Here is a 19332-nt window from a genome sequence, read left to right on the forward strand (position 1 = left end):
CATTCAACATTCCTTGGACTGTTCGCCGGCCTTCGCTTGCTGCGTTGAAAAAGTCATGGCTCCATGTGTCACACGCCAACGGGGCGTTCCGAAAAACTTCTTTCAACGGAGACAAAACATGGACACCAAATTCTACATCAGCGACATCGGCTGCTTTTCGCACCTCGAAGAAGGCGAGAAGGTTTATCCCGAACCGGGTTGCCGCTACGAATGTTGGCGACCGGGAACCGCCGACCGCGAACCCGGCGATGTGAAATGGGTCACGCGACGCGACCACGAACTGTACGCCGAGATGACAACCGGTAACCAATTCCGAATCACCGGCGACAACCCGCATTCGGTCATCCCTTTCTAGCCGGCGACCGCGGCTTCGCGACACACGCCCAACGCCCGCGACTGCCGGGCGTTTTCTCGTTGGACGGCAAACCATGCTGCGCACCGGAGTCGGCCGACACGCGGCGTTTGTTGCGATCGTTGGCCGACGATGAAAAACATTCGAGTTCTTTTGGAATGTTTGCCGGACTTCGCTTGCTGCCGGCGAAACGTCATGGCTCCATGTGTCACACGCAAACCGCGAAACGATTCCTTTCCCAAACGGAGAAACGACATGAAGAACGCCAACGTTCAAACCCTCGCCCCGCGGCCGATCGAACCGGCCGCGGCGTACGACAACGCTCACCAAATTTCACGCGACCTTTTGCAACACATCGAATTGCAACTCGATCGCATGCTGAAACCCGACAACAAGGCGTTGCGTTGGACGCACGTCCGCGCTTTGAACTTGATCAACGCCCAACTTTCTGAAGTTGCCGCGTTGGTGGACGAAACCAACAACGCTCGCAACTGAGAACGCAGCTATGCCAACCATCCCCAAGGCGGGCGACCGGGTCCGCCTGGTTTCGATGACCGACGACCCCGACCCGATTCCCGCCGGCACCGCCGGAACGGTCGCCGGCGTGTATCCGCAAAACGGCTGGACGCAAGTCGATGTTGATTGGGACACCGGCCGGTCATTGATGCTTTCCATTCCACCGGACCGCGTCGAACGTCTCGACGCCGGCCAACATCCGTCTCCCGAAGAACAAGGAAACTGACCCATGTCGACAAGAGCCATCCTCGCCATCCGATTGCCGGACGAAACCATCCTGGCGACGTACCTGCATTTCGACGGCTACCCCGACCACGTGATGCCGATTCTGACCAGCGGCTACGTTGATCCGGACGAAGCCCTTGAACTGATTCAGGCCGGCGAAATCCGATCACTTTCGCCGCGACCGGAACTGCCGAAATACTTTGAAACCAGCCGGCGAACCAACGAATTGAAATCCGCCGATGAATTGATGTCGCTCGCTCAGTACTTGAACGCCGAGCATGTTTACCTGATGACCGAAAAGGGTTGGACGCACCAGGAAGTTTGACGCGACCGCTCATCGCATGTTCTCCTCGCGGGCACCGACCGGGATCGGTGACTCGCCGGTTCGTTCGAGAACCGCTTTTTTGCCGGTGAAGCGTTGGAAGCGGTCCACGATCACGTCGCAGTACGGCGGATCGAGTTCCATCAAGAACGCCTTGCGTCCGGTTTGCTCGGCTCCGATCAACGTCGAACCGCTGCCGCCGAATAGGTCTAGCACGTTCTCGCCGCGGCGCGACGAGTACTGCATCGCCAAGACCGCGAGTTCGGCGGGTTTGCCGGTGAGGTGCTCGAGTTTCTGCGGCGCGATCTTCTTGACGTGCCAAAGGTCGGTGGCGTTGTTCGGCCCGAAGTACTTGTGGCCGGCTCCTTCTTTCCATCCGTAGAACGCCCACTCGTGCGCGCCCATGAAATCTTTTCGCGTCATCACAGGATGTTGCTTGTCCCAGATGATTGCTTGCGAGAAATACAAACCGGCCGCAGCGAGGACAGGCGGATAGTTCGCAATGTTTGAGAACCCACCCCAAATGTAAAACGACCGGCCGGGTTCGAGCACGCGGGTGATGTTGCTGAACCAGGCTTTGAGCAGCCGGTCGAACTCTTCGTCGGAAACAAAGTCGTTTTCCAAAGGCCGGTCCTTCGCCCGCATCTTCTTCGGGCCTTCCTTCGTCTTGCCCTTGCCGGCCTCGAAGGAACTGTTGCCGGCGGCGATCGCGTTCTTGCTTCGCGGTTCAACCTTCACATTGTACGGTGGGTCGGTATTGCAAAGTTGAATCTTCGCGCCGGCCAGAAGTTGATCAAGGTCCTCGACACTGGTCGAGTCGCCGCACATCAATCGGTGGTCACCGAGGATCCAAATGTCGCCGCGCTGCGTGATCGCTTCGTCGGGCGGTTCGGGAACGTCGTCGGGATCAGTCAAACCCTGGTCGACGCCGGGATCGAGCAGTTTCGCCAACTCGTCCGAATCGAAGCCGAGCAATTCGCAATCGAAACCGCTGTCTTGCAACGCTCCGAGTTCGAGTGGCAGCAACTCAAAATCCCACTCCGCGTTTTCGCCGGTGCGGTTGTCGGCGATCCGGTAAGCACGAACCGCTTCGGGTTCCATGTCCGTCGCGACGTGAACCGGGACTTCGGTTAGGCTCAAAACCTTGGCAGCTTTGAATCGCGTATGGCCGACGATGATGACGCCGGCGGTGTCAACAACAATCGGTTGGCGAAAACCGAATTCGTTGATGCTTTGTACGACGTCGGCGACCGCATCGTCGTTGATGCGAGGATTGTTTTCGTAAGGCTTGATTCGATCAAGCGTCCACATTTCGACCTGCATGGCAGAGTCCTTTTCCAAAGGGGAAGAAACGGAAAAGGTTCGGTCGTTGGGTGGTTGGTTCGATGGTTGGGTGGGTTGGCTGGTTCGCTATCTAGATCTGATCCATCCAGTCGTCGCCGACGTGGTCGGGAATGCGTCGTTCTGTGATGGAATTGATCCGAACGGTTTCTCCGTCGCCCCAAACGAGGATCGGCGTTGGAACGCGGACGGCCGCGGCAATGATCGTTTGGGTAATTTCACTGGCGGCTAATTCAAGTCGATCGAAAAACGAAGTTGGTTTCGCTGAAGTCGCCAGAGGTTTGTCTAGCAAGTTTGGCGTTCGAGTTTGAATCGCCTCGATGGCTGGGGTGTCGAAACAGACTGTGTCGTTGTTTTCGTGCTGAGCGACGGGGCTGGGTGGGTACCAAGTGCCATCGAGGATTGCCCAGCGATCGGCGATGGGGGCATAGTGTTTTGCGAAGTTGGAGATGCCTTGGTCGAACCGCCGGCGGATGACTGGTTCGGGGATGTTAAGACCGCCTTGGCGAACTCGGTTGGCGACGCGATCGACGGCGAAGTCAGCGGTCGGTAACCACACGAAGATGAGTTCGATTTGATAGCCGCACTCGTTCTTGAGCCGCGTCAACCGCTGGGCATGGCCGCGGCCGGCGAGCGTTGTTTCAAGAGCGAAGGTTTTGCGTCCGCGAGTGAGTTCCTCAATTCGCCCGAGCATCAAGCGGCCGGCCGGGACCGCCTGTGAGTCTGGATGGAAGGGCGACAAGCCGGCGGCAATTAAGTCTGCGTTAAGGAATTCCCGACAACCGGCAAACGCATGCAAGTAGCTCATCGCAAAGGTTGTTTTGCCGGCACCGTTCGGGCCGGCGATGACATAGACGGTGGGTTGTTGTTCTGCTGGCAATTTCAGTCTCCTATTTCTCGCGTTGGCGGAGACTACCGTTTGTTCAATGGCAGATCAAACCCTTGCCTCGCCGTTGCCAAAGCGTTGCGATTCGTACAACCTTCCGTCATCGTTCCAGTTGCCGAACATCTTGCCGGCGGCGGTCTTGGTGATGAAGTTGCGAAGCCGTTTGTCGAACTCGGTCGGCTGCTTTCGCATCTCTTCGACGTAGCCGATGCGGACTCGTTTGTAGAGATCTGGGAACGACTCGAAATGTCCCCAGGCTTCGGGCTCCGCTTTGAGGGCCGCGACGATGTCTTCGGCGACTGAAAAATTGATCGCAAGGTCTGGCAACGTTGCTTGGCCGGCGTCGGTCATCAAGCCAAGCCGGATCAACCGGCGAGCGCGTTCCTTGTTCAGCTCGGTCCAGTTGCTGCGTTTGCGACGTGGCGTTAGACGCTGGGCTTTCTCGAACTCAGAATACTTCTTGGCGATGCCGTCGATCCAACCGAAACAGATCGCTTCTTCGACCGCGTCGAGGTACTCGACTGATGGCACGTCCAGTCGTTTGTCGAGCAAAAGCCAGATCTCGGTCTTCTCGGTGTGATTTGCTTGTAGCCAGTCACGCCACGCCTTTCGATCGGCCGGTTTAATCGTTTCGGAAATTTGCATTTGATTGGGCATTCGCTTCGCTACATCGCGACGGCTTTGCGTGCTCTAAAAGAAACGCATCGCCGGACTGCTTCCCGGTTGAAAGCCCAACTCGGTAAGTTCGCTCTCGATTGATTTGATGCGTTCCAAAATCGTGTCACGGTCTGCAAGTTCTTGGCCGAGCGTGTACTGGATTTCACCACCCAGCCTTGACTGAGCATATCGAACAGCTTGGTCCATCCGTTCGGCGACGATCGTGGGAAATGCCGTTCGAGGAACGTTGAACAAGAAGATGAGACCTTGCGTTCGAGTCTGGTCAGCGGCAATTTGTTCAGGGATGAAATAGCCCGGCGGGGTTGATGACTCGACACTGAAGAAGTAGTCCCCACCGACTTCCGATTCGTTGATCCAATGGAAGCAATCCATATCGCCCCACTGCAAGCCTAGGCAAAGCATTACATCCCAGATGTCGCGTCCTTCAAAGAGCTTTGGTTCGGGTGCGTCAAGGTAGATCGCGAAGCGTTTGTCGAACTTCTCGCTGAGCTTTGAGAGACGGCTTGATTTTGCTGCAGCGTCCTTCGCGGAAAGTGCCGGTATCACCTTCACTTCGCCAACGACGGGTTGGAGTGCTTCGGAAACGGCTCCTATCCGTTTTTGAAATTCAATTGCCGACGTTACCTGGGGATCTCTTTGCCTGGACGCGTAGTAACGCCAAGCGAGTTTTAGTCCCGTGACTTTTTCAGGCCCGTCCGAAGAAATCAAGAACGTCCAAAATCCAGTTTTGAAGTCCTTTCCGTACAAAGAGACCCTTCCGAAACACTCTCGAAATGATTCTCCGAAGGCTTCAGACAAAACTTTTGGGTCAATGGGACCATCGTCTAGGAACGCGACATCCAGAACCCATTCGCTGGCCGCCTCAGGCAAGTATTCATCACGCTCGCAGGGCTCCGCCTCCATGCTGTCTACATCAATGACGCCAAGTAAACGGGAGACGTCTTCTGATCCTGATGTCGGAAGCACGGACGCGGCACGTTTACCGCTCTCGCTCGAGGTCGATAAGAAGAATTCACCAAACTCATCTCGTTCAGTTGACATCGGTTTTTCCTCGGTTGAACATCCAGTGCCAGCAATCAAGGCAGCCATTGCGGAGAACTTTATTCCCGCCGATATTCGGCCAGCCAATCGTTTGAAGTAATTCATGACGAGAATATATCAGCTTGGTTGACGTCTTACGGCTTCGTTCGGACAAGCGAAACAAACTGTGCCTAATACCGCCGCTGTTCCCGCGGCCCTGACCAGAGAACGGATTGGCCGGGAGTACCTAAACGTCTCGGGTGTGGCCGCACACCGCGGCGTCGGTCGCGTCCTCGCGGGCCGCTGCGTCGAAGGCGGCGTTGGCTTCGATGGCGTGGGCGTGGGCCGGCGTGTTGCGGCGTGGGGCGAACTCGCCGCACCAATCGCACGCGATCACGATCGGGAACTCGGCGTAGTTCACCGAGGCTTCGCGGTTGCCATGGTCGCATACCGGCGGGAGACGTCGGCACTCGCCTTTCTCACATTCTTCTTCGGGCGGTTGGTCGCGATCTAAGAGTGGCGACGTGTCAAAGAAGCGGCAATCCCAGCACGACGGTTCGGGCTGATTTGGAATACCGCAATTCATCAATTCATCCTCAGGGCTCTTATGTGGACGCGTGGATGTTGGCGTACACGTGCTTGTCTGATGAATTGATGAATTATTATTTGTGTTATACAAAGTGCTTGTCTCCTTGAACTTACGGCGATTTGTGAGTTGGTGGGATTTAGTGCGGTGTTTCAATTCCGCAACGTGGTTTTGGTCTGCGTGAACGCTGCCTGGCGAGTGGATCGGTTGAGGCATTCGTTTCCTCAGTTTTCAACCAGCCGGTAGACGAAGCCCGGACGTGTCTTTGAATCAGAGGGCTGACGGACGACTAGGCGTTGGGTGTCGAGCAGCTTGATGACCTCTTTGTGGTCGCTCGGTTTCCATGGCAACCGCCGCGTCAATTCCCACTCGGGCATCGGCTTGTCGCCGCGTTTGGCTTTCCACTTCTTCAGTTGCCTGACCACGGCTTTCGCCATCGCGTCGAAGTCGTTGTGGCTGACGTGATCGCTTGCCATGAACAACATGCGTCGCGTTTGGTGCTCGACGACCTCGATGGCCCAGCGAGCCGATTCGCCGTCGATGACTGGCTCGCGACAACGACGACTGACGGCGTGCAACAGTGCCAGCTTTCGCGTTTGTTCGCTAACGCGTCCCCAAACGGTCGTGCCCACCGAATCGTTCGACTCCTCAGCTTTCTCGTATTGGGTCTCTGCGTCCACGCGGGCATCGACCAACAACCGCGACGCATCCGCATCGTGCGGGACGATCGCGGGTGTCGGGCTCCAGTCTACGAGGTTGCCGGCACCGGGGCGGAAGTTCTCCCACCACTCGGCAGTTGCCAAGATCGAATCGGGGATGTCAAGGATCTTTGGTTCCTGGCCTTTGCCGCGTTTGCCACACTCGAAGATCAACATGCGGGCGAACAAGCCGTTGGTGAGCATGCGTTCGGACAAGGTCTCGTAGTAGTGGTTCGGGATCGCGGTGCCGAAGATCACTAGGTTTGGTTGGTTGATCACGCCGGCGGCTTCCTTTCCCGCTTTGCGTCGCATCGGATAGACGCTGTTGGCAGACGAGTACATCGTCAACAGCGTTGTCATGATCTGTTCGTGCCGGGCGTCTTTCGATTTGTTGATCGACTGAAGCAGTCCGTCGATCTCGTCGGTTTGAAACAACATCGACGGGGTCATGTGAAGCGAATCTTGAATGCCCTCGCCGGACGCGAATCGTTCGCCGGTGCAATCGGCGAGACCGACACTTTGCAGAATCCGAATGTTGAGCTTCCGCGGCCAATCTTTGCCGGCCGCCGAATGAGCAAGCCCCAGCAGATAGAGGTTCGTGCGGTTGTCGCCGGGGTCACGCACGCGGCGGCCGGCGAGCATGGCCAGCAGCGACAACGCTCCGCAGAACCCCATCACCGGGTTCGGGTACGGTGCTGTGTCGAGGCAATGGTCCATGACCTCGTTGACGAAGCCTGGCATGCGAAGCAAACGATCAGGAAGGACGCCCGGATCAACGACGACGGGAGGCGGCTCCGGGGCAGGCTCGTCGTCCTCAACCACCCTCGGCTTTGCGAGTAATTTGCTGAGGTCAACGTCATCGGCCGGTTCGATCGGCCCGATATCGCGGAGCCATCCGAACGGGCGGTCGTGCGACTTGGTCGCGGCTTGGTTGATCTTGTGTTGCAGTTCGCGATCGGACCATGGCGGTGTGCATCGTGGGTTGTAATCGGTTTGCAGGATCGCCAACGCTCGATCGGAGTCGATGCCGAAGCCGTGAACCAGTGCGGTCGCGGCGGCGAAGGTTTGCGAGTGACCGCTGCTACCGGAAACCGCCGGCGGCATGGCGTTCAAGTAAGCGATAGCACGTTGTTCCACGTCGCCATCGGCTGCCGATCGCGGTGCCTGGATCGGCAGTTTGATCGGTGCCGGCACACCTCGTTTGACAATCACCGCGTCGGCGAGTGCTTTCACGCACGCGGCCAACATGGGTGCAGGAACGATTGCGGGGTCACCATCGAGAATATCGTAGGGTTCGCCATCGGGATGGATGCTTGGGCCGACGACGGTTTGCCCGCCGGTCGATCGCAACTCGGCAATCATCGAACCGTCGTTTGGGTCGGTGTGCTTTTCAGTCGTCGCGCCGACTGCGATGTACCAACGATGTGATCGCGGTGCTGATGGGCGACCGGTGATGGCTGGAGTTAGTGGCAGGTAGCTGTCGGCCAATTCGATCGCTTCGGGGCAATCGAGATCCACGTCTACGAGCCATCCTGACGGTTCACCTAAGATGATGCCAAGATTATCTTTCGCCGAAAAAGATGTCTTGATGTCATCGGCTTCGATGCGAACATTCGGCCAATCGTTCCGCACCGGCGACTTCGACCGCGGGCGCAGCGGCACGCAGTACCAGCCACGCTGGCGATAGATCGCGACTTGCGACCGGACGTCGATTGGGATCGCTGGCGTCATTGGTTATCCTAACGACAGCCAAAATGGATACAAAAATGAGCAAAACAAATTATCGAGCAATCATTCAAAACGGCGTTGCTGTTCCAGTGGAGCCATTTGACCTTGCTGACGGAACGGAAGTTGTCGTGAGCGTTCCGGCCGTGGAGGTCGAAAGCGAAACGGATCCGAATCAAAAAGAGATCTTTGAGATACTGTCGCGTCGTCACATCAGCGGGCAAACAGATACGGCCGCCCGGCACAATGAACACCAGTCGTGATGCGTGTATTTCTGAATTCAAAACGGAGCCTCTTCTAACGCGGCGTTCGTGGTCTCACCCAGCGTCTGTTTGATGATGCGGTCGTATTTTTGGCCGGCGATCGAGCGGACGGTGATCGTCTCGGGGGCAGCGAGGAGTCCGGCGTCGGCCAGGTCGAGGGCTTCCTCGGCGTTGGTTGGGCATGGATCAAGACATCGTTCGCTCCACCATGCTTCGGCTTTGCGGCGGGCGTAGCCGGCGTGTTCGATGCAGATGAATTCGCTCTGCCATTTGTCGAGGCCGATCATGTAGTCGACTCGCAAGCATCGCGGGGCGTCTTCGTCGGCGTCGCGTTTGCGGTGAATACGATAGATCACGTCTTGGACGTCGTAGTCGGTGTCGGTGACCTCGCCGGAGAGCACTCCGGCTTCGCTGGCTTTGGCATCGTGGGCTTCGCGGTCCGGTGGCGGAAATGGATGACCGCACTCGGGACAGTTCGCATAGCCGCATGCGACCAGAGCGTGACACTTCTCGCATTCTTTCGCCGGCGGCTCTTGGCCGGGGCGAGCGGCTTTGTCCTTGGGTTTAATTTGGTCGATCGGTCCGTGACGTTCAATGTTGCCGCCGAAGTCGAGGACCAGACAGTTCTGTTTGTCAGGATGCAGCCGAAAGCCGCGGCCTACGCATTGGTAAAGCAGGCCCGGTGACATCGTTGGACGAAGCATCACGACGCAATCGACTCGCGGTGCGTCGAAGCCTGTCGTGAGGACGTTGACGTTGCAGAGGAAACGCAACGGTTCGTCGGCCAATAGTGATGTCGGTTGATCGCCACGGAAACGAGCGAGCAATTCGTCGCGTTCGTCCGCGGGCGTTTGTCCTGTGACGAAGCCGCATTCGATGTTGTGGTTGTCTCGCAATGCTTCGACGACTTGCCGCCCGTGGGCCACCGACGACGCAAAGATCAACACCGCCCGGCGATCGGCTGTTAGCTCGACGATCTCGGCACACGCGGCCGACACGAGGGCGTCGTCGCCCGCCAAACGATCAACTTCGTCCGCGACAAACTCGCCGGCACGAAGGTGAACGCTTGAAAAATCCGCTCGGTTAATGCCGGCTTTGGAAACAAGCGGGCAGAGGTAACCGTCGCGGATCAGTTCTTTGATTCCGATCTCGTAGCAAATGCTGTTGAGGAAATGATCGGGCGAACAGATCATGCCGGAATCAAGGCGGAACGGCGTCGCGGTCAGACCAATGACTCGAACGTTCGGATTGATGACTTTGCAATCGGCCAAGAACTGCCGATACATGCCATCGCCCTTTTTCGAGATCAGGTGGGCTTCATCGACGACGATCAAATCGAACGGATCGACGTCGCACGCACGCTTGTAAACGCTCTGGATGCCGGCGACTAACACGGGAGTGTTCGTGTCTCGCTTCTTCAGGCCAGCGGAATACAAACCAACGTTGATGTCGGAGCAAAGCCGGCGCACTTTGTCGGCGTTTTGTTCCAGCAACTCTTTGACGTGAGCCAAGATCAGAACGCGGCCGTTCCACTGGTTCACAGCGTCCGACGCGATCTTCGCGAGCACGAGTGACTTGCCGGCACCGGTGGGCAGCACGGCGACCGGGTTGTCGTCGCGGTTGCGAAGATGATCGTAGACTGCGTCCACGGCGTTTTGTTGATAGGTTCGTAGCTTCACTGGTGGTTTAGCTTGCGGTAGGTTGGCTTGATAACTGGAGAAACAAAATGAACGTGGAAGAAATGATTGCGACGATTCAGCGAATGGACCCGAAGGACCAAGTGCTGATTGCATCGAGGGTGCTGGATGAACTCTGCCTTTCAGGTCGATTTCCTCTTTCGGATGAGGCGAAGGCGGAACTGGATCGCAGGGAGCAGGAACTTCTTGCGAATCCGTCCAGAGGACAGACGTGGGAAGAAGTGCAAAAGGAACTGGGTTGGTCGAGTTCATCCGATGGCGAAGAAGCCGATGAACGTTGAGTCGTCACAACGCCCTCCCGCTTTGTCGTTTACCGAGCCAAGTGGGAACGGCGTTGGGTGACATCTCTCGTTGCTCTTGGTTGCAATCGCCGCAGATTCGATTCGCCGGTCCTGTTGACTCGAACGACTGATGGCATTGCAGACAGATGCGATTCGCGGTCGCTTGTTGCTCGGTGTCGATTTCGGCGATCCAGACAATCGCTTTGCCTTCGGGCTTCTCGACTTTCCGCTCAACGCCGGCCTTCATCTCGGCTTTCGTTCGTCGTTTGGGCTTTTCCTTCTTCTCCGGAACGATCTTCTCGATTGCCAGACGCATGACTTGGCTGTCGTCCAGGAACGCACCGCCCCACTGCAACGAATCGAGCATCGCTTTGAGGACGTTGTCGATGTCGCGTCGGCGACGGTCGGGCATGTGCAATTCGATGTCAACCGACAACGGTCCTTCGAGTGTTTCGATTCGTTTGTTGCGAAGGTAGACGCTGACGGCGGCGCGGTACTCGCGGCCCTTCTTGGAGATCAACACACGCTGGCCGACGTGTCGCCAGTAGTGGTTGATGGTCGGTGGATAAGGCAGTTTCAGTTTCAACATGATGCAGCTTCATCGAGTGGGCGAACAAAAAACGCCCGGCCGGCAATCCGTGCCGGCCGAGCGTCAGGCTTGGAAGCGATCCAAAAGAGGCCGCGGCTATCGCTTCCAAGGGGCGTCCGTGCCACTGATCTGTGAGGCCGGCTTCGGTTCGACGGTCGCGCCGACCTTGGCGTAGCCCTTCACTTCGTTTTGCAACTCGCCGGTGTCGTTGCGGCGTTTCAACTTCACCGTCAGCACACACGGCAAGTTGTGCAGGTCCGTCGAATCCGAGGGCACCAAGACGCCGACGGATCGGCAGATCGCGGACAACTCCCGGCGGGCGATGTCCACCGCGGTCGCGTTGGGGTTGTCGAGGTTGAGTCGCACCCAGAGAAGACGGTTTGCGTACTCTCCCTCCACGATCTGAAAAACAAGCTGCAAGTAGTTTCCCGTGCCGGCTTTCGTCGGCTTCATTTCGCTGTCGGTGATCACCGCGACGTACTTGCCGTCGGGGATCGGTTCCATGTCGTTGGATGGTTCGACGGTGTTGGCATCAAAGCCTTGAAGGTTGGCCATAATTGAGTCTTTAGTCCCTAGTCTGGAGTCTGTAGAAAGAAGGTTGGTTAAGTCGTTTAGTTGGTCGTCATCGCACCGACAAATGCCGGCCAGGACAGCGGCAATTCTTCGGCGATGCCGTAGCGGTTCTTCGCCACGCATGTCGGCGAACCGTAAGCACGCACCACGCGTTCGCCGCCTTCTTTGCCGATGGCGTGAGCGATCGTGCGTTTACGGTTGAATCCGCCGTCTTCGGTTTGCGTTCGCATCTTGCGAGTGGCAAACAACACCGCGTCGCACCACTCTTTGATGAGAGCCGCGGCATGCTTGTGAAGCCGCGGCGAATAGCGGTCATAGGGTGAAGATTCCGGATCCTCGAAACGCTCGACCTTGGAATGAGCGATCAACACGATCACCATTCCGCGAGACCGGAGCGTTCCGAGCAGATCCAGCACGTCACGCCACAAAGAGAGGGCGTGCATGTAACCACGTGCGTACCCGCCGTCGACCTTCTCGATCGACTCGACGGCGTACTGCTGACAGAGCTTGTCCCAGACAAGACGCTCGAGCCAATCGAGCGAATCAATCACGACGGATTCGTAATCGTGCTTTTCGTTGGCGAGCGTCTTCAACGCCGCGACGACATCATCAAACGTCGTCGCCAGCGGAAAGCGGTCACAGTCGATCTCATCCAGCCCATCTTCGGTTTGAATGAAGATCGGCTTCGGTGCTTCACTGCCAAACGTCGACTTGCCGATGCCTTCGACGCCGTAAAGCAGAACTCGGGGTGGTTTGGATTGTTTGCCGCGTTGGATCGTTTCAAGCATTGTGGTTGTCTCCGTGATAGGTGTGGTTGATTCGGTAGCGTTCGGCGACGTCGCTGTGGATGTTGGCTCCGTTGCGACGGCTGCCGTTGTTGTCGTTTGGGTAGAGCGGTGTGCTGACGCAGTCATCGCAAGTCGGATACTTTGATCGGATTGAAAGCATCGCTTTGCCGCACCGCCAGCAATGTGTTGGTTGCGGTGATTTCACAGCGAAGTAATTTGTTCGACATCGAAATTGCCATCGCGATCGGACGTCACGAGGTAATGCTTCCAGTCGACTTGGACGACGAACCGTTGTTCGCTACCAAGTCGTTTGCGGAGCGACCGACACGCACTCGTAAACTCACGTGACGACTCGTTGAAACGTTCGGCCGATCGCAGGTAGCGTCCGACGGCGAGTGACAAACCCACTCGCTTTTCAATGTCCAATCCGTCCATGGAAACTCCGACGAGAAGCAAATCGTGTGAGCCGCGAAGTGCGACTCGCCTACCAGTCACTTAATCCGTTGGCCCGTTTTCGTGATCGCTCTGGTCGTCAAAATTCAGTCCGAGTGCAGCAAAGTGTTCGCCGATTTCCCGCAATTGACGGGTGTAAGCACGCTGCGAAATTTTCAAGATTTCTGTCGCTTCGACACGCCTGTGAATCATCAAACTGCGAGCCAATGGTTGCAGTTCCGTCGGCAGCGACTCGATGGCATTGCGGACGTCGATCGCCAAGCGGATGTCGGCGTTTGGGTCGCGTGATTCACGTCCCAGACGACGATCACGGTCGGTCGGCGTGAGCGTTTCCTGAATCGTCGTCGCCTCGCAACCGCGTCCGATCGTGTCCGCCGTCGACTTGACGCCGCCGAACGAGGCCGGCAATCGACGCTTGCGAACGCGATCTCTTTGAAGCGTGCAGACGCGAGACCGAATGACACGATTGATGAACGTGTTCAGAGTGCTTTTGTCTGGATCAAACGAGCCGGCTTGCCTCAGCAAGAACAGCGTCAGCTCTTGTTCGATGTCCTCGCGTTCGTCGCCCGCGAACTCCGGTTTTTCGCAGAGCTCGATCGCTTTGACGCGAACCATCCGCATCGCATAAGCGTTGACGACATCGGGCGTGGGCGTATCCGTGGTTTGGCGTTTGGCCATGAAGAATCCCTCCGGCTGAGGGAATTCACCGGCCGCATCCGATGACAACAGAAACCACGCCGGCGACTCTCCATGAATCGCCAGACCCGCGGGCCGACATCGTGCGGCCGAGTCTCGATTCCTCAGCCGCGGATGGGGCCACACAAGTCGTGTGAGATATCCACAAACGGTGTGATCGCGGAAACTTCAGGGCAAATTGGTCAGAGCATCCAGGCGTAGTCGCGGTCCGGCCGGTAAGCCAACGTGGAACCGCGAGTGATGGCCGATGCCAGGTGGTTGGCCAGCGATTCGTGGTGCTTGCGGATCTTCTTGATGTCGCGAGTGATGTTTTGCGAAACGGTGTTGGCGGTCCGCGTCGCATCGGATCGTTTGCGGATTCGACCGCCCAGACCTTTCGCCGATCCAATCTCTTTGGCGATTGCGGCTTGCTCGTTTTGCAAAGCCGTTTGTTCGGCCAAGTCGTTGTTGCGTTTGGCGATGTCCAGCTCGCACGCGATCTCTCGAACCCGTTGCTCGTATCGCTGCAACGATTCCTCGTCGACGACCTCTTCATCCACTCCGCCAGATCGTCTCGCGTCCGTGCCAACACGCAACGCCTCCAACTCAGTCGCTTCAATTGGTTTATTCGGCTGAGCCAACAACGCCGCGATGTACCAAGTGCCCGCCGTCTCCGGCATCATGTGACGTTGACCATCGAACCACATCTCGCGAATGTCACCGACCAGATGAAACGTGTTGCGTTGCAGCGGTTCCGTCGTTGCAATGCCGAGTGCCAACGACATCTGCCGCTGCGAATCACTCGCTTCGACAAACCGACCGGTCGAGTCAAGAGTCAGCAAAGAATCCAACGACATCATCACGCCATCGGTCGCCTTCAAAATCGCATCGACCGCGTGCGTTTTGATTCGGGCGGTGGGATGCAGCACCAGATACGGCTGCCTTGCATGAGCGGCGATGTTGGTCAGTGCGGACATTGCCAGCGACGCCGAACCGCGCAGGCACAGATACACTGGTCGCCCACCGAGTTCGATCGACAAGTCACCGACTTTGGTTTCATGCAATGTGCGGCCAACCCGTTCATGCTGCACCGCAATTTCCAAAACGCCAGCGATTTCTCGACTGAAACGCCGCACGTCCCATCGCCAGCACACGATGTCGTCCGGTGTCAGCTCCACCGCCACGCCGGAATCATCGTCCATCGCGGTGACACCAAACGTGTCCGCGACGACGCGAAAACGCCGCCCTGACTCGCTCGGATAGCTCGCCGCGTTGCGATCCGTTGCCACCAAAAAGCGGCGAAGCGACTCGAACTCCGTTCCAAGCCGCATTCGCCACCAAGGCAAAACGTCCGTCAGCTCGCCAGCCGATTCAAACGTTCGCCAAAGATTCATTCTTCGTCGCCACCTTGGGCTTTTGTCGCGGCACAATGAACCCACGCTCACGCATCCAAGCTTCCAGCGTCACGGCGTCCTCATCACGTGTGTAGCTGGCAACGTTGCCCTGGCAAATCGACACCGACCGCGGAGTGCGATTGTCGGTGAACGTGACGCTCAACACCGCTTCGGCGATCTCATCTTGCGTCTCCAACGTTTGGCCGCTCGCTTCCAAGTACTCAAACAAGTCTGCCGCGCCCTTGATCTCGTACGGATCACCAGGACCATCCGGGCGTATCAACACTCGCTGCAACACCACGTTGTCGATTCCAGGAAAACTGTTGACCGCCAACGCATCCACACCCAATTCGACCAGCGGTGCGAGCGAATACTTCGTGCTGCCGGGGAACCGATTCGGGTCGTCGTACAGAAGCTTGCCGAAATAGAACCGGAACAACTCCTTCGCCCGCTTCATGTCGGTGTTCATCGTCAATTCGCTGTTCAGCAAATCAAGAGCAACGGTCGCGTACAATCGCGGACGCAACAATTTGGTCGTCACGTCATCGCCTTCAACGGTCTCGATCCGATCGTACAATCCTCCATGAGCGATCGTGAACTCCCACTTGTCGTCCATGTAAGTCGTGAAGACCTTGCAATGTCGATCGCGATGGTTCTCGATGTAGAACGCTGAAAAATCTTGTTCCATCTTCTTGATCGCTGCGGCCGTTGGCTTGACCGGTTGCTTGTCGGGACCGTGACTGGGAAAACAATCACGACGTCGACGACGGCGCAGCACCAACCGCGAATGCATCTTTTCGACCAGCGTCGGGTTGACCATCCAAACGCGAAACACAAAGTCGGCCGGCGTCATCGCTTCGTTGGAATAGATGACGACTCCCTCTTCGTTTGCGGCCAGCAACAGAACGTCCATCGCTCGTTGCGTGGACATTTCGTGCAGCACGTAAAGCTGATCGACCAGAGTCGCGGGCATCCGCTGAGTCGGGTTGCGGAGGATCTCAATCAGTCGGTCGTAGTCGAGTGACTCGGCCCGTTTGTCGGTCGGGATTTTCAGTCCGCGGGTCTCCAGATACTTGGTGTGTGGGCGCAGCAGGTTGCAGAGATTGACGGGGGCGATGGATCGCAGTGTCTCGATGTTGGTGAAGCGAGTGAGGTTGAACGTTGACATAAAAACACGGAGCTCTTTCGTGAGCGGGTCACTTCCTTGGGCGGATGATTGCCAGCGGGTCCAGCTTGCTAGCAAAACGAGTGGTTTCATCCGCATTGAACGCAGCCCCCTGGACACGTTTGGTCACGGGGTCTGGGAAAGATCCTCCGGAAATGCCGAAAATACAGCAAAAACCGGGGCGGAAAATTTTCGGCGACGAACGCGGAAATCCGGTTGACGCCCCATCGGCGAACATGACTTCGCACGCAATCGGCAACTACGCATCCTCGGAATCGTCCGCCGACTGGCATCTACCGCAGGCGACCGATGTCAGCCGTTGCGTCCGTCTTCGAGGGCATCTTTCAGGATTCTCACTCCGCCCCACACCACAACGGCGGCGATCAGGATGCCGATAACCAGGTCGGGAATCTGCGAGCCGCTGAGCTTCACGATTAGGCCGGAGATGATGACGCCGATGTTGGCGATCACATCGTTGGCGGAGAAAATGTAGGAGGCGCGGAAGTTGACGTCACCGCCTTTGTGCTTGGCGATCAGACGCAGGCAATACGAATTGGCGATCAGTGCGACGACACCCATTCCCATCATCAAGAGACCAACAGGTTCGCCGCCGCTAACGAATCGTCGGCCAGCCTCGACGAGAACACCGATGCCCAAAATTAGTTGCAACACTCCGCTGGCGGTTGCCGCACCACGTCGGATGCGGGCTGCTCGACCGACGGCGTAGAGGCTGATCGCGTAGACGCTCGCGTCAGCCAACATGTCTAGCGAGTCCGCAACCAGACCCGTCGAACCGGCAACGATCCCGACGACGATCTCCGTTAAGAACATCGCCGCGTTGATGACCAGAACGACGCGCAGCGTACTTCGCTGTGCGTCGTTCTCGGCTTCCAATTCGCATCCGCAATCGGCCATGTCTATTCCGTCGGTTGAGGTGGCTGCTCTCCGAACTTGGCTTCGTAGCGAGCGGCGAACTGGGTGAAGTTGTCGGGATTACAGGTGAAGCATTGCGAGTCAGGTCGATTGTGTTCGTCACACCAATCGCCTTTCTCTTTAAAGTCGCCGACCAAGCTCGTGTCGCACAAAGGACATTCCTCTTCGGGGACGCCGTGTTCGACGCACCACCATCCGCTGTGATCGCCCATCGACACTTCGGCAACCGGCTCTTCCGTCGCCGGTGCTTCGTTGCTGCTGCCGCAGCCCGTTACGCCGACGAACAACAAGGCTGCAACCGCAAACGACATTCCATAGATCAAACGCATTTCATTTCCTTTGTGTAGAGACTTCTTATTTCGTTCCGACCCCGAAACGTTCGGGGTCGGTTGCGACGCCATCAGCGCCGCGTGGTTCGTAAACATGCCCATTGCTTTGATGGGCATTGACGCCTTCGCCGGACAATTTGTCATTCGAGATCGGCGATTGAAAAACCATGTAAAGCACTCGCAGGACCAGCAACGACATCACCATCGCGCTGATCACGCCACCGATAACCACCGTGGCCAGCGGACGTTGCACTTCCGCGCCCATGCCGGTGCTGAACGCCATCGGGACGAAGCCCAAAGCCGCGACCAGCGTCGTCATCAACACGGGCCGCAGTCGCGTCAACGCCGCTTCCTCGACTGCCTTTTCCAAACCGAGTCCACGCTGTCGCAACGCTCGGATCGTCGACACCAACAACATGTCATCCAGCACCGCAACGCCCGACAACGCGACGAACCCGATGGCCGCCGAGATCGAAAACGGCATGTCTCGCAGCCACAGCGCGATGATGCCGCCGGTCCACGCGAACGGGATGCCTGTGAAGACGCGGACGGTGTCGACGATGTTTCCATAAGTCATGTAAAGCAACGAAAAGATCAGCACGAGCGCGACGGGCACGACGATCATCAAGCGATGTCTGGCCCGAATCATGTTCTCGAATTGCCCACCGAACTCGACGTAATATCGAGCCGAGGGCATCACAATCTGTTCGTCAATCTTGCGGCGTGCTTCTGCGACGAAGCTGCCCACATCGCGGCCTCGAACGTTGACCGACACCGTGACGCGGCGTTGGCCCCACTCGCGAGCGATCTGCGACGGACCGGTGGTAACATCCACGTCAGCCAAGCGGCCCAACGGAATTTGCTCGCCGCGCGGCGTCGTGATCGGGATCATTCGGATCGACTCTGGGTCACCGCGGTACTCGTCCGGCAAACGAACAGTCAATGGAAACCGCAACTGACCTTCAAACACATCGCCGACCGGACGGTTGCCGATCGCTTCGACAATGTTCAACACCGCACTGGCAGGAACGCCGTAGCGAGCGATCTCGTCCTGCCGGATTTTGATTTGCAACATCGGTTGGCCAGTCAACTGCGTCGCACCGACGTCGGCCGCACCATCAACGGTCAACAACACGCGTTCGATTTCAGCAGCCTTCTCGGACAGCACATCCAAATCGTCGCCGTATAGCTTGACCGCGATGTCGGATCGACTGCCGGTACCGAGTTCATCCAGTCGTAGCTTGATCGGTTGCGTGTAAGCCAATCGTTGGCCGGGCAAGTCGCGGAGTGTTTCCTCGAACAATCGAGTCAGCTCGGCTTGCGTGCTCGCTTTCTGCCACTGCGAACGCGGACGCAGCGTGATGAACACGTCGGTCAGTTCGAGTCCCATCGGATCGGTCGCAATTTCCGCCGAACCAATGCGACTCCAAACGTGAGTGACCTCGTCGGGAAAAGAGTCCAGCAACGCCTTTTCCATTCGCGTATTGAACTGAATCGAATCGTCCAGCTCCGTGCCGGCTAGTCGCACCACATTGATCGCGACAGCACCTTCGCTTAGCTGAGGCATGAACTCAGTGCCCAGGTTGGGTGCGATCATGCCAAACGCGACGACCAGCACCGCCAACGCGAAACTGATCACCGCGATCCGTTGGTGCATCGTGAAGTGCAAAATCGGACGGTAGATGCGTTTGAGCATTCGCACCAGCAACGGCTCGTGATGACTGATCTTCTTCGGCAACAGCAAACTGGCGAGCACCGGCATCAATGTCATCGACAACAGCATCGAACCGGCAAGCGCGAAGATGACCGTCAACGCCATCGGCCGAAACATCTTGCCCTCGAC

The 19332-nt window shown here is 57.4% G+C and carries 24 protein-coding genes; 6 read left to right on the plus strand and 18 right to left on the minus strand.

Annotated features, from left to right (window positions below; genetic code table 11):
- Positions 1-118 precede the first annotated feature (118 nt).
- The 4 genes from RC85_RS04070 (at position 119) to RC85_RS04090 (ending at position 1418) form a co-directional block, all read left to right on the plus strand.
- Entirely contained in the window at positions 119-355 is a 237-nt protein-coding gene (locus tag RC85_RS04070; protein WP_068258909.1) for a hypothetical protein, read from the plus strand.
- A 252-nt stretch (positions 356-607) separates the two neighbouring features.
- A complete protein-coding gene (locus RC85_RS04080; protein WP_068258913.1) occupies positions 608-847 on the plus strand; it encodes a hypothetical protein in 240 nt (79 codons plus the stop codon).
- A gap of 10 nt (positions 848-857) precedes the next feature.
- Positions 858-1094: a DUF4314 domain-containing protein gene (locus tag RC85_RS04085; RefSeq protein ID WP_068258915.1), complete on the plus strand. Its 237-nt coding sequence runs from the start codon at positions 858-860 to the stop codon at positions 1092-1094.
- A gap of 3 nt (positions 1095-1097) precedes the next feature.
- The gene (locus RC85_RS04090) at positions 1098-1418 is read left to right on the plus strand and encodes a hypothetical protein (RefSeq protein WP_068258917.1); all 321 of its coding nucleotides are present in this window, start codon (positions 1098-1100) and stop codon (positions 1416-1418) included.
- Between the two features lie 9 nt (positions 1419-1427).
- On the opposite strand, the gene RC85_RS04095 is transcribed toward RC85_RS04090, so the two are convergent.
- From RC85_RS04095 to RC85_RS04120, 6 genes are all read right to left on the minus strand, one after another.
- Positions 1428-2738 (minus strand): DNA modification methylase, encoded by a 1311-nt coding sequence (locus RC85_RS04095; protein ID WP_068258918.1) that lies wholly within the window; start codon positions 2736-2738, stop codon positions 1428-1430.
- 91 nt (positions 2739-2829) lie between these two features.
- Positions 2830-3636 carry an ATPase gene (locus tag RC85_RS04100; RefSeq protein WP_068258920.1) on the minus strand — a complete coding sequence of 269 codons (807 nt, stop codon included), beginning with the start codon at positions 3634-3636 and terminating at the stop codon, positions 2830-2832.
- Positions 3637-3690: 54 nt separating this feature from the next.
- Positions 3691-4299, minus strand: coding sequence for a YdeI/OmpD-associated family protein (locus tag RC85_RS04105; protein ID WP_200836738.1), 609 nt, complete (start codon positions 4297-4299; stop codon positions 3691-3693).
- Positions 4300-4332: 33 nt separating this feature from the next.
- Positions 4333-5361, minus strand: a complete 1029-nt coding sequence (locus tag RC85_RS04110) for a cell division protein ZipA C-terminal FtsZ-binding domain-containing protein (RefSeq protein ID WP_160148056.1) — start codon at positions 5359-5361, stop codon at positions 4333-4335.
- A gap of 226 nt (positions 5362-5587) precedes the next feature.
- Positions 5588-5926: a hypothetical protein gene (locus RC85_RS04115; RefSeq protein ID WP_068258924.1), complete on the minus strand. Its 339-nt coding sequence runs from the start codon at positions 5924-5926 to the stop codon at positions 5588-5590.
- 224 nt (positions 5927-6150) lie between these two features.
- Entirely contained in the window at positions 6151-8355 is a 2205-nt protein-coding gene (locus RC85_RS04120) for a bifunctional DNA primase/polymerase (protein ID WP_068258926.1), read from the minus strand.
- Positions 8356-8390: 35 nt separating this feature from the next.
- Between RC85_RS04120 and RC85_RS04125 the strand changes: the two genes are divergently transcribed.
- On the plus strand, positions 8391-8612 hold the full coding sequence (locus tag RC85_RS04125; RefSeq protein ID WP_068258928.1) for a hypothetical protein: 222 nt from the start codon (positions 8391-8393) through the stop codon (positions 8610-8612).
- 17 nt (positions 8613-8629) lie between these two features.
- Here the strand turns inward: RC85_RS04125 and RC85_RS04130 are convergent, their stop codons facing one another.
- The gene (locus RC85_RS04130; RefSeq protein ID WP_068258929.1) at positions 8630-10291 is read right to left on the minus strand and encodes a DEAD/DEAH box helicase; all 1662 of its coding nucleotides are present in this window, start codon (positions 10289-10291) and stop codon (positions 8630-8632) included.
- 47 nt (positions 10292-10338) lie between these two features.
- Here RC85_RS04130 and RC85_RS26595 point away from each other — a divergent pair, with 47 nt between their 5' ends.
- Positions 10339-10590, plus strand: a complete 252-nt coding sequence (locus RC85_RS26595; protein WP_068258930.1) for an addiction module protein — start codon at positions 10339-10341, stop codon at positions 10588-10590.
- A 4-nt stretch (positions 10591-10594) separates the two neighbouring features.
- Here the strand turns inward: RC85_RS26595 and RC85_RS04140 are convergent, their stop codons facing one another.
- From RC85_RS04140 to RC85_RS04195, 11 genes are all read right to left on the minus strand, one after another.
- Positions 10595-11179: a RusA family crossover junction endodeoxyribonuclease gene (locus tag RC85_RS04140; protein ID WP_068258931.1), complete on the minus strand. Its 585-nt coding sequence runs from the start codon at positions 11177-11179 to the stop codon at positions 10595-10597.
- A 96-nt stretch (positions 11180-11275) separates the two neighbouring features.
- Positions 11276-11734, minus strand: coding sequence for a DUF669 domain-containing protein (locus RC85_RS04145; RefSeq protein ID WP_068258935.1), 459 nt, complete (start codon positions 11732-11734; stop codon positions 11276-11278).
- 56 nt (positions 11735-11790) lie between these two features.
- Positions 11791-12540: an ATP-binding protein gene (locus RC85_RS04150; RefSeq protein WP_068258936.1), complete on the minus strand. Its 750-nt coding sequence runs from the start codon at positions 12538-12540 to the stop codon at positions 11791-11793.
- Complete coding sequence (locus RC85_RS04155) at positions 12533-12700, minus strand: hypothetical protein (RefSeq protein ID WP_157593873.1); 168 nt, start codon at positions 12698-12700, stop codon at positions 12533-12535. The genes RC85_RS04150 and RC85_RS04155 overlap by 8 nt, the downstream gene beginning before the upstream one ends.
- Before the next feature lie 41 nt (positions 12701-12741).
- On the minus strand, positions 12742-12975 hold the full coding sequence (locus RC85_RS04160) for a hypothetical protein (RefSeq protein ID WP_068258942.1): 234 nt from the start codon (positions 12973-12975) through the stop codon (positions 12742-12744).
- 60 nt (positions 12976-13035) lie between these two features.
- Complete coding sequence (locus RC85_RS04165; RefSeq protein ID WP_068258944.1) at positions 13036-13671, minus strand: sigma factor; 636 nt, start codon at positions 13669-13671, stop codon at positions 13036-13038.
- A 200-nt stretch (positions 13672-13871) separates the two neighbouring features.
- A complete protein-coding gene (locus RC85_RS04170; protein WP_068258946.1) occupies positions 13872-15062 on the minus strand; it encodes a hypothetical protein in 1191 nt (396 codons plus the stop codon).
- The gene (locus RC85_RS04175; protein WP_068258947.1) at positions 15040-16230 is read right to left on the minus strand and encodes a hypothetical protein; all 1191 of its coding nucleotides are present in this window, start codon (positions 16228-16230) and stop codon (positions 15040-15042) included. The genes RC85_RS04170 and RC85_RS04175 overlap by 23 nt, the downstream gene beginning before the upstream one ends.
- A gap of 309 nt (positions 16231-16539) precedes the next feature.
- Positions 16540-17142, minus strand: coding sequence for a cation diffusion facilitator family transporter (locus tag RC85_RS04185; RefSeq protein ID WP_068258949.1), 603 nt, complete (start codon positions 17140-17142; stop codon positions 16540-16542).
- Positions 17143-17144: 2 nt separating this feature from the next.
- Positions 17145-17489, minus strand: a complete 345-nt coding sequence (locus tag RC85_RS04190; protein WP_068258951.1) for an RND transporter — start codon at positions 17487-17489, stop codon at positions 17145-17147.
- A 25-nt stretch (positions 17490-17514) separates the two neighbouring features.
- A partial coding sequence (locus RC85_RS04195) for an efflux RND transporter permease subunit (RefSeq protein WP_162273162.1) occupies positions 17515-19332 on the minus strand: 1818 nt, incomplete at its 5' end.

Origin of the sequence: Rubripirellula obstinata, from assembly GCF_001642955.1 — a bacterium.
Lineage (GTDB): Bacteria > Planctomycetota > Planctomycetia > Pirellulales > Pirellulaceae > Rubripirellula > Rubripirellula obstinata.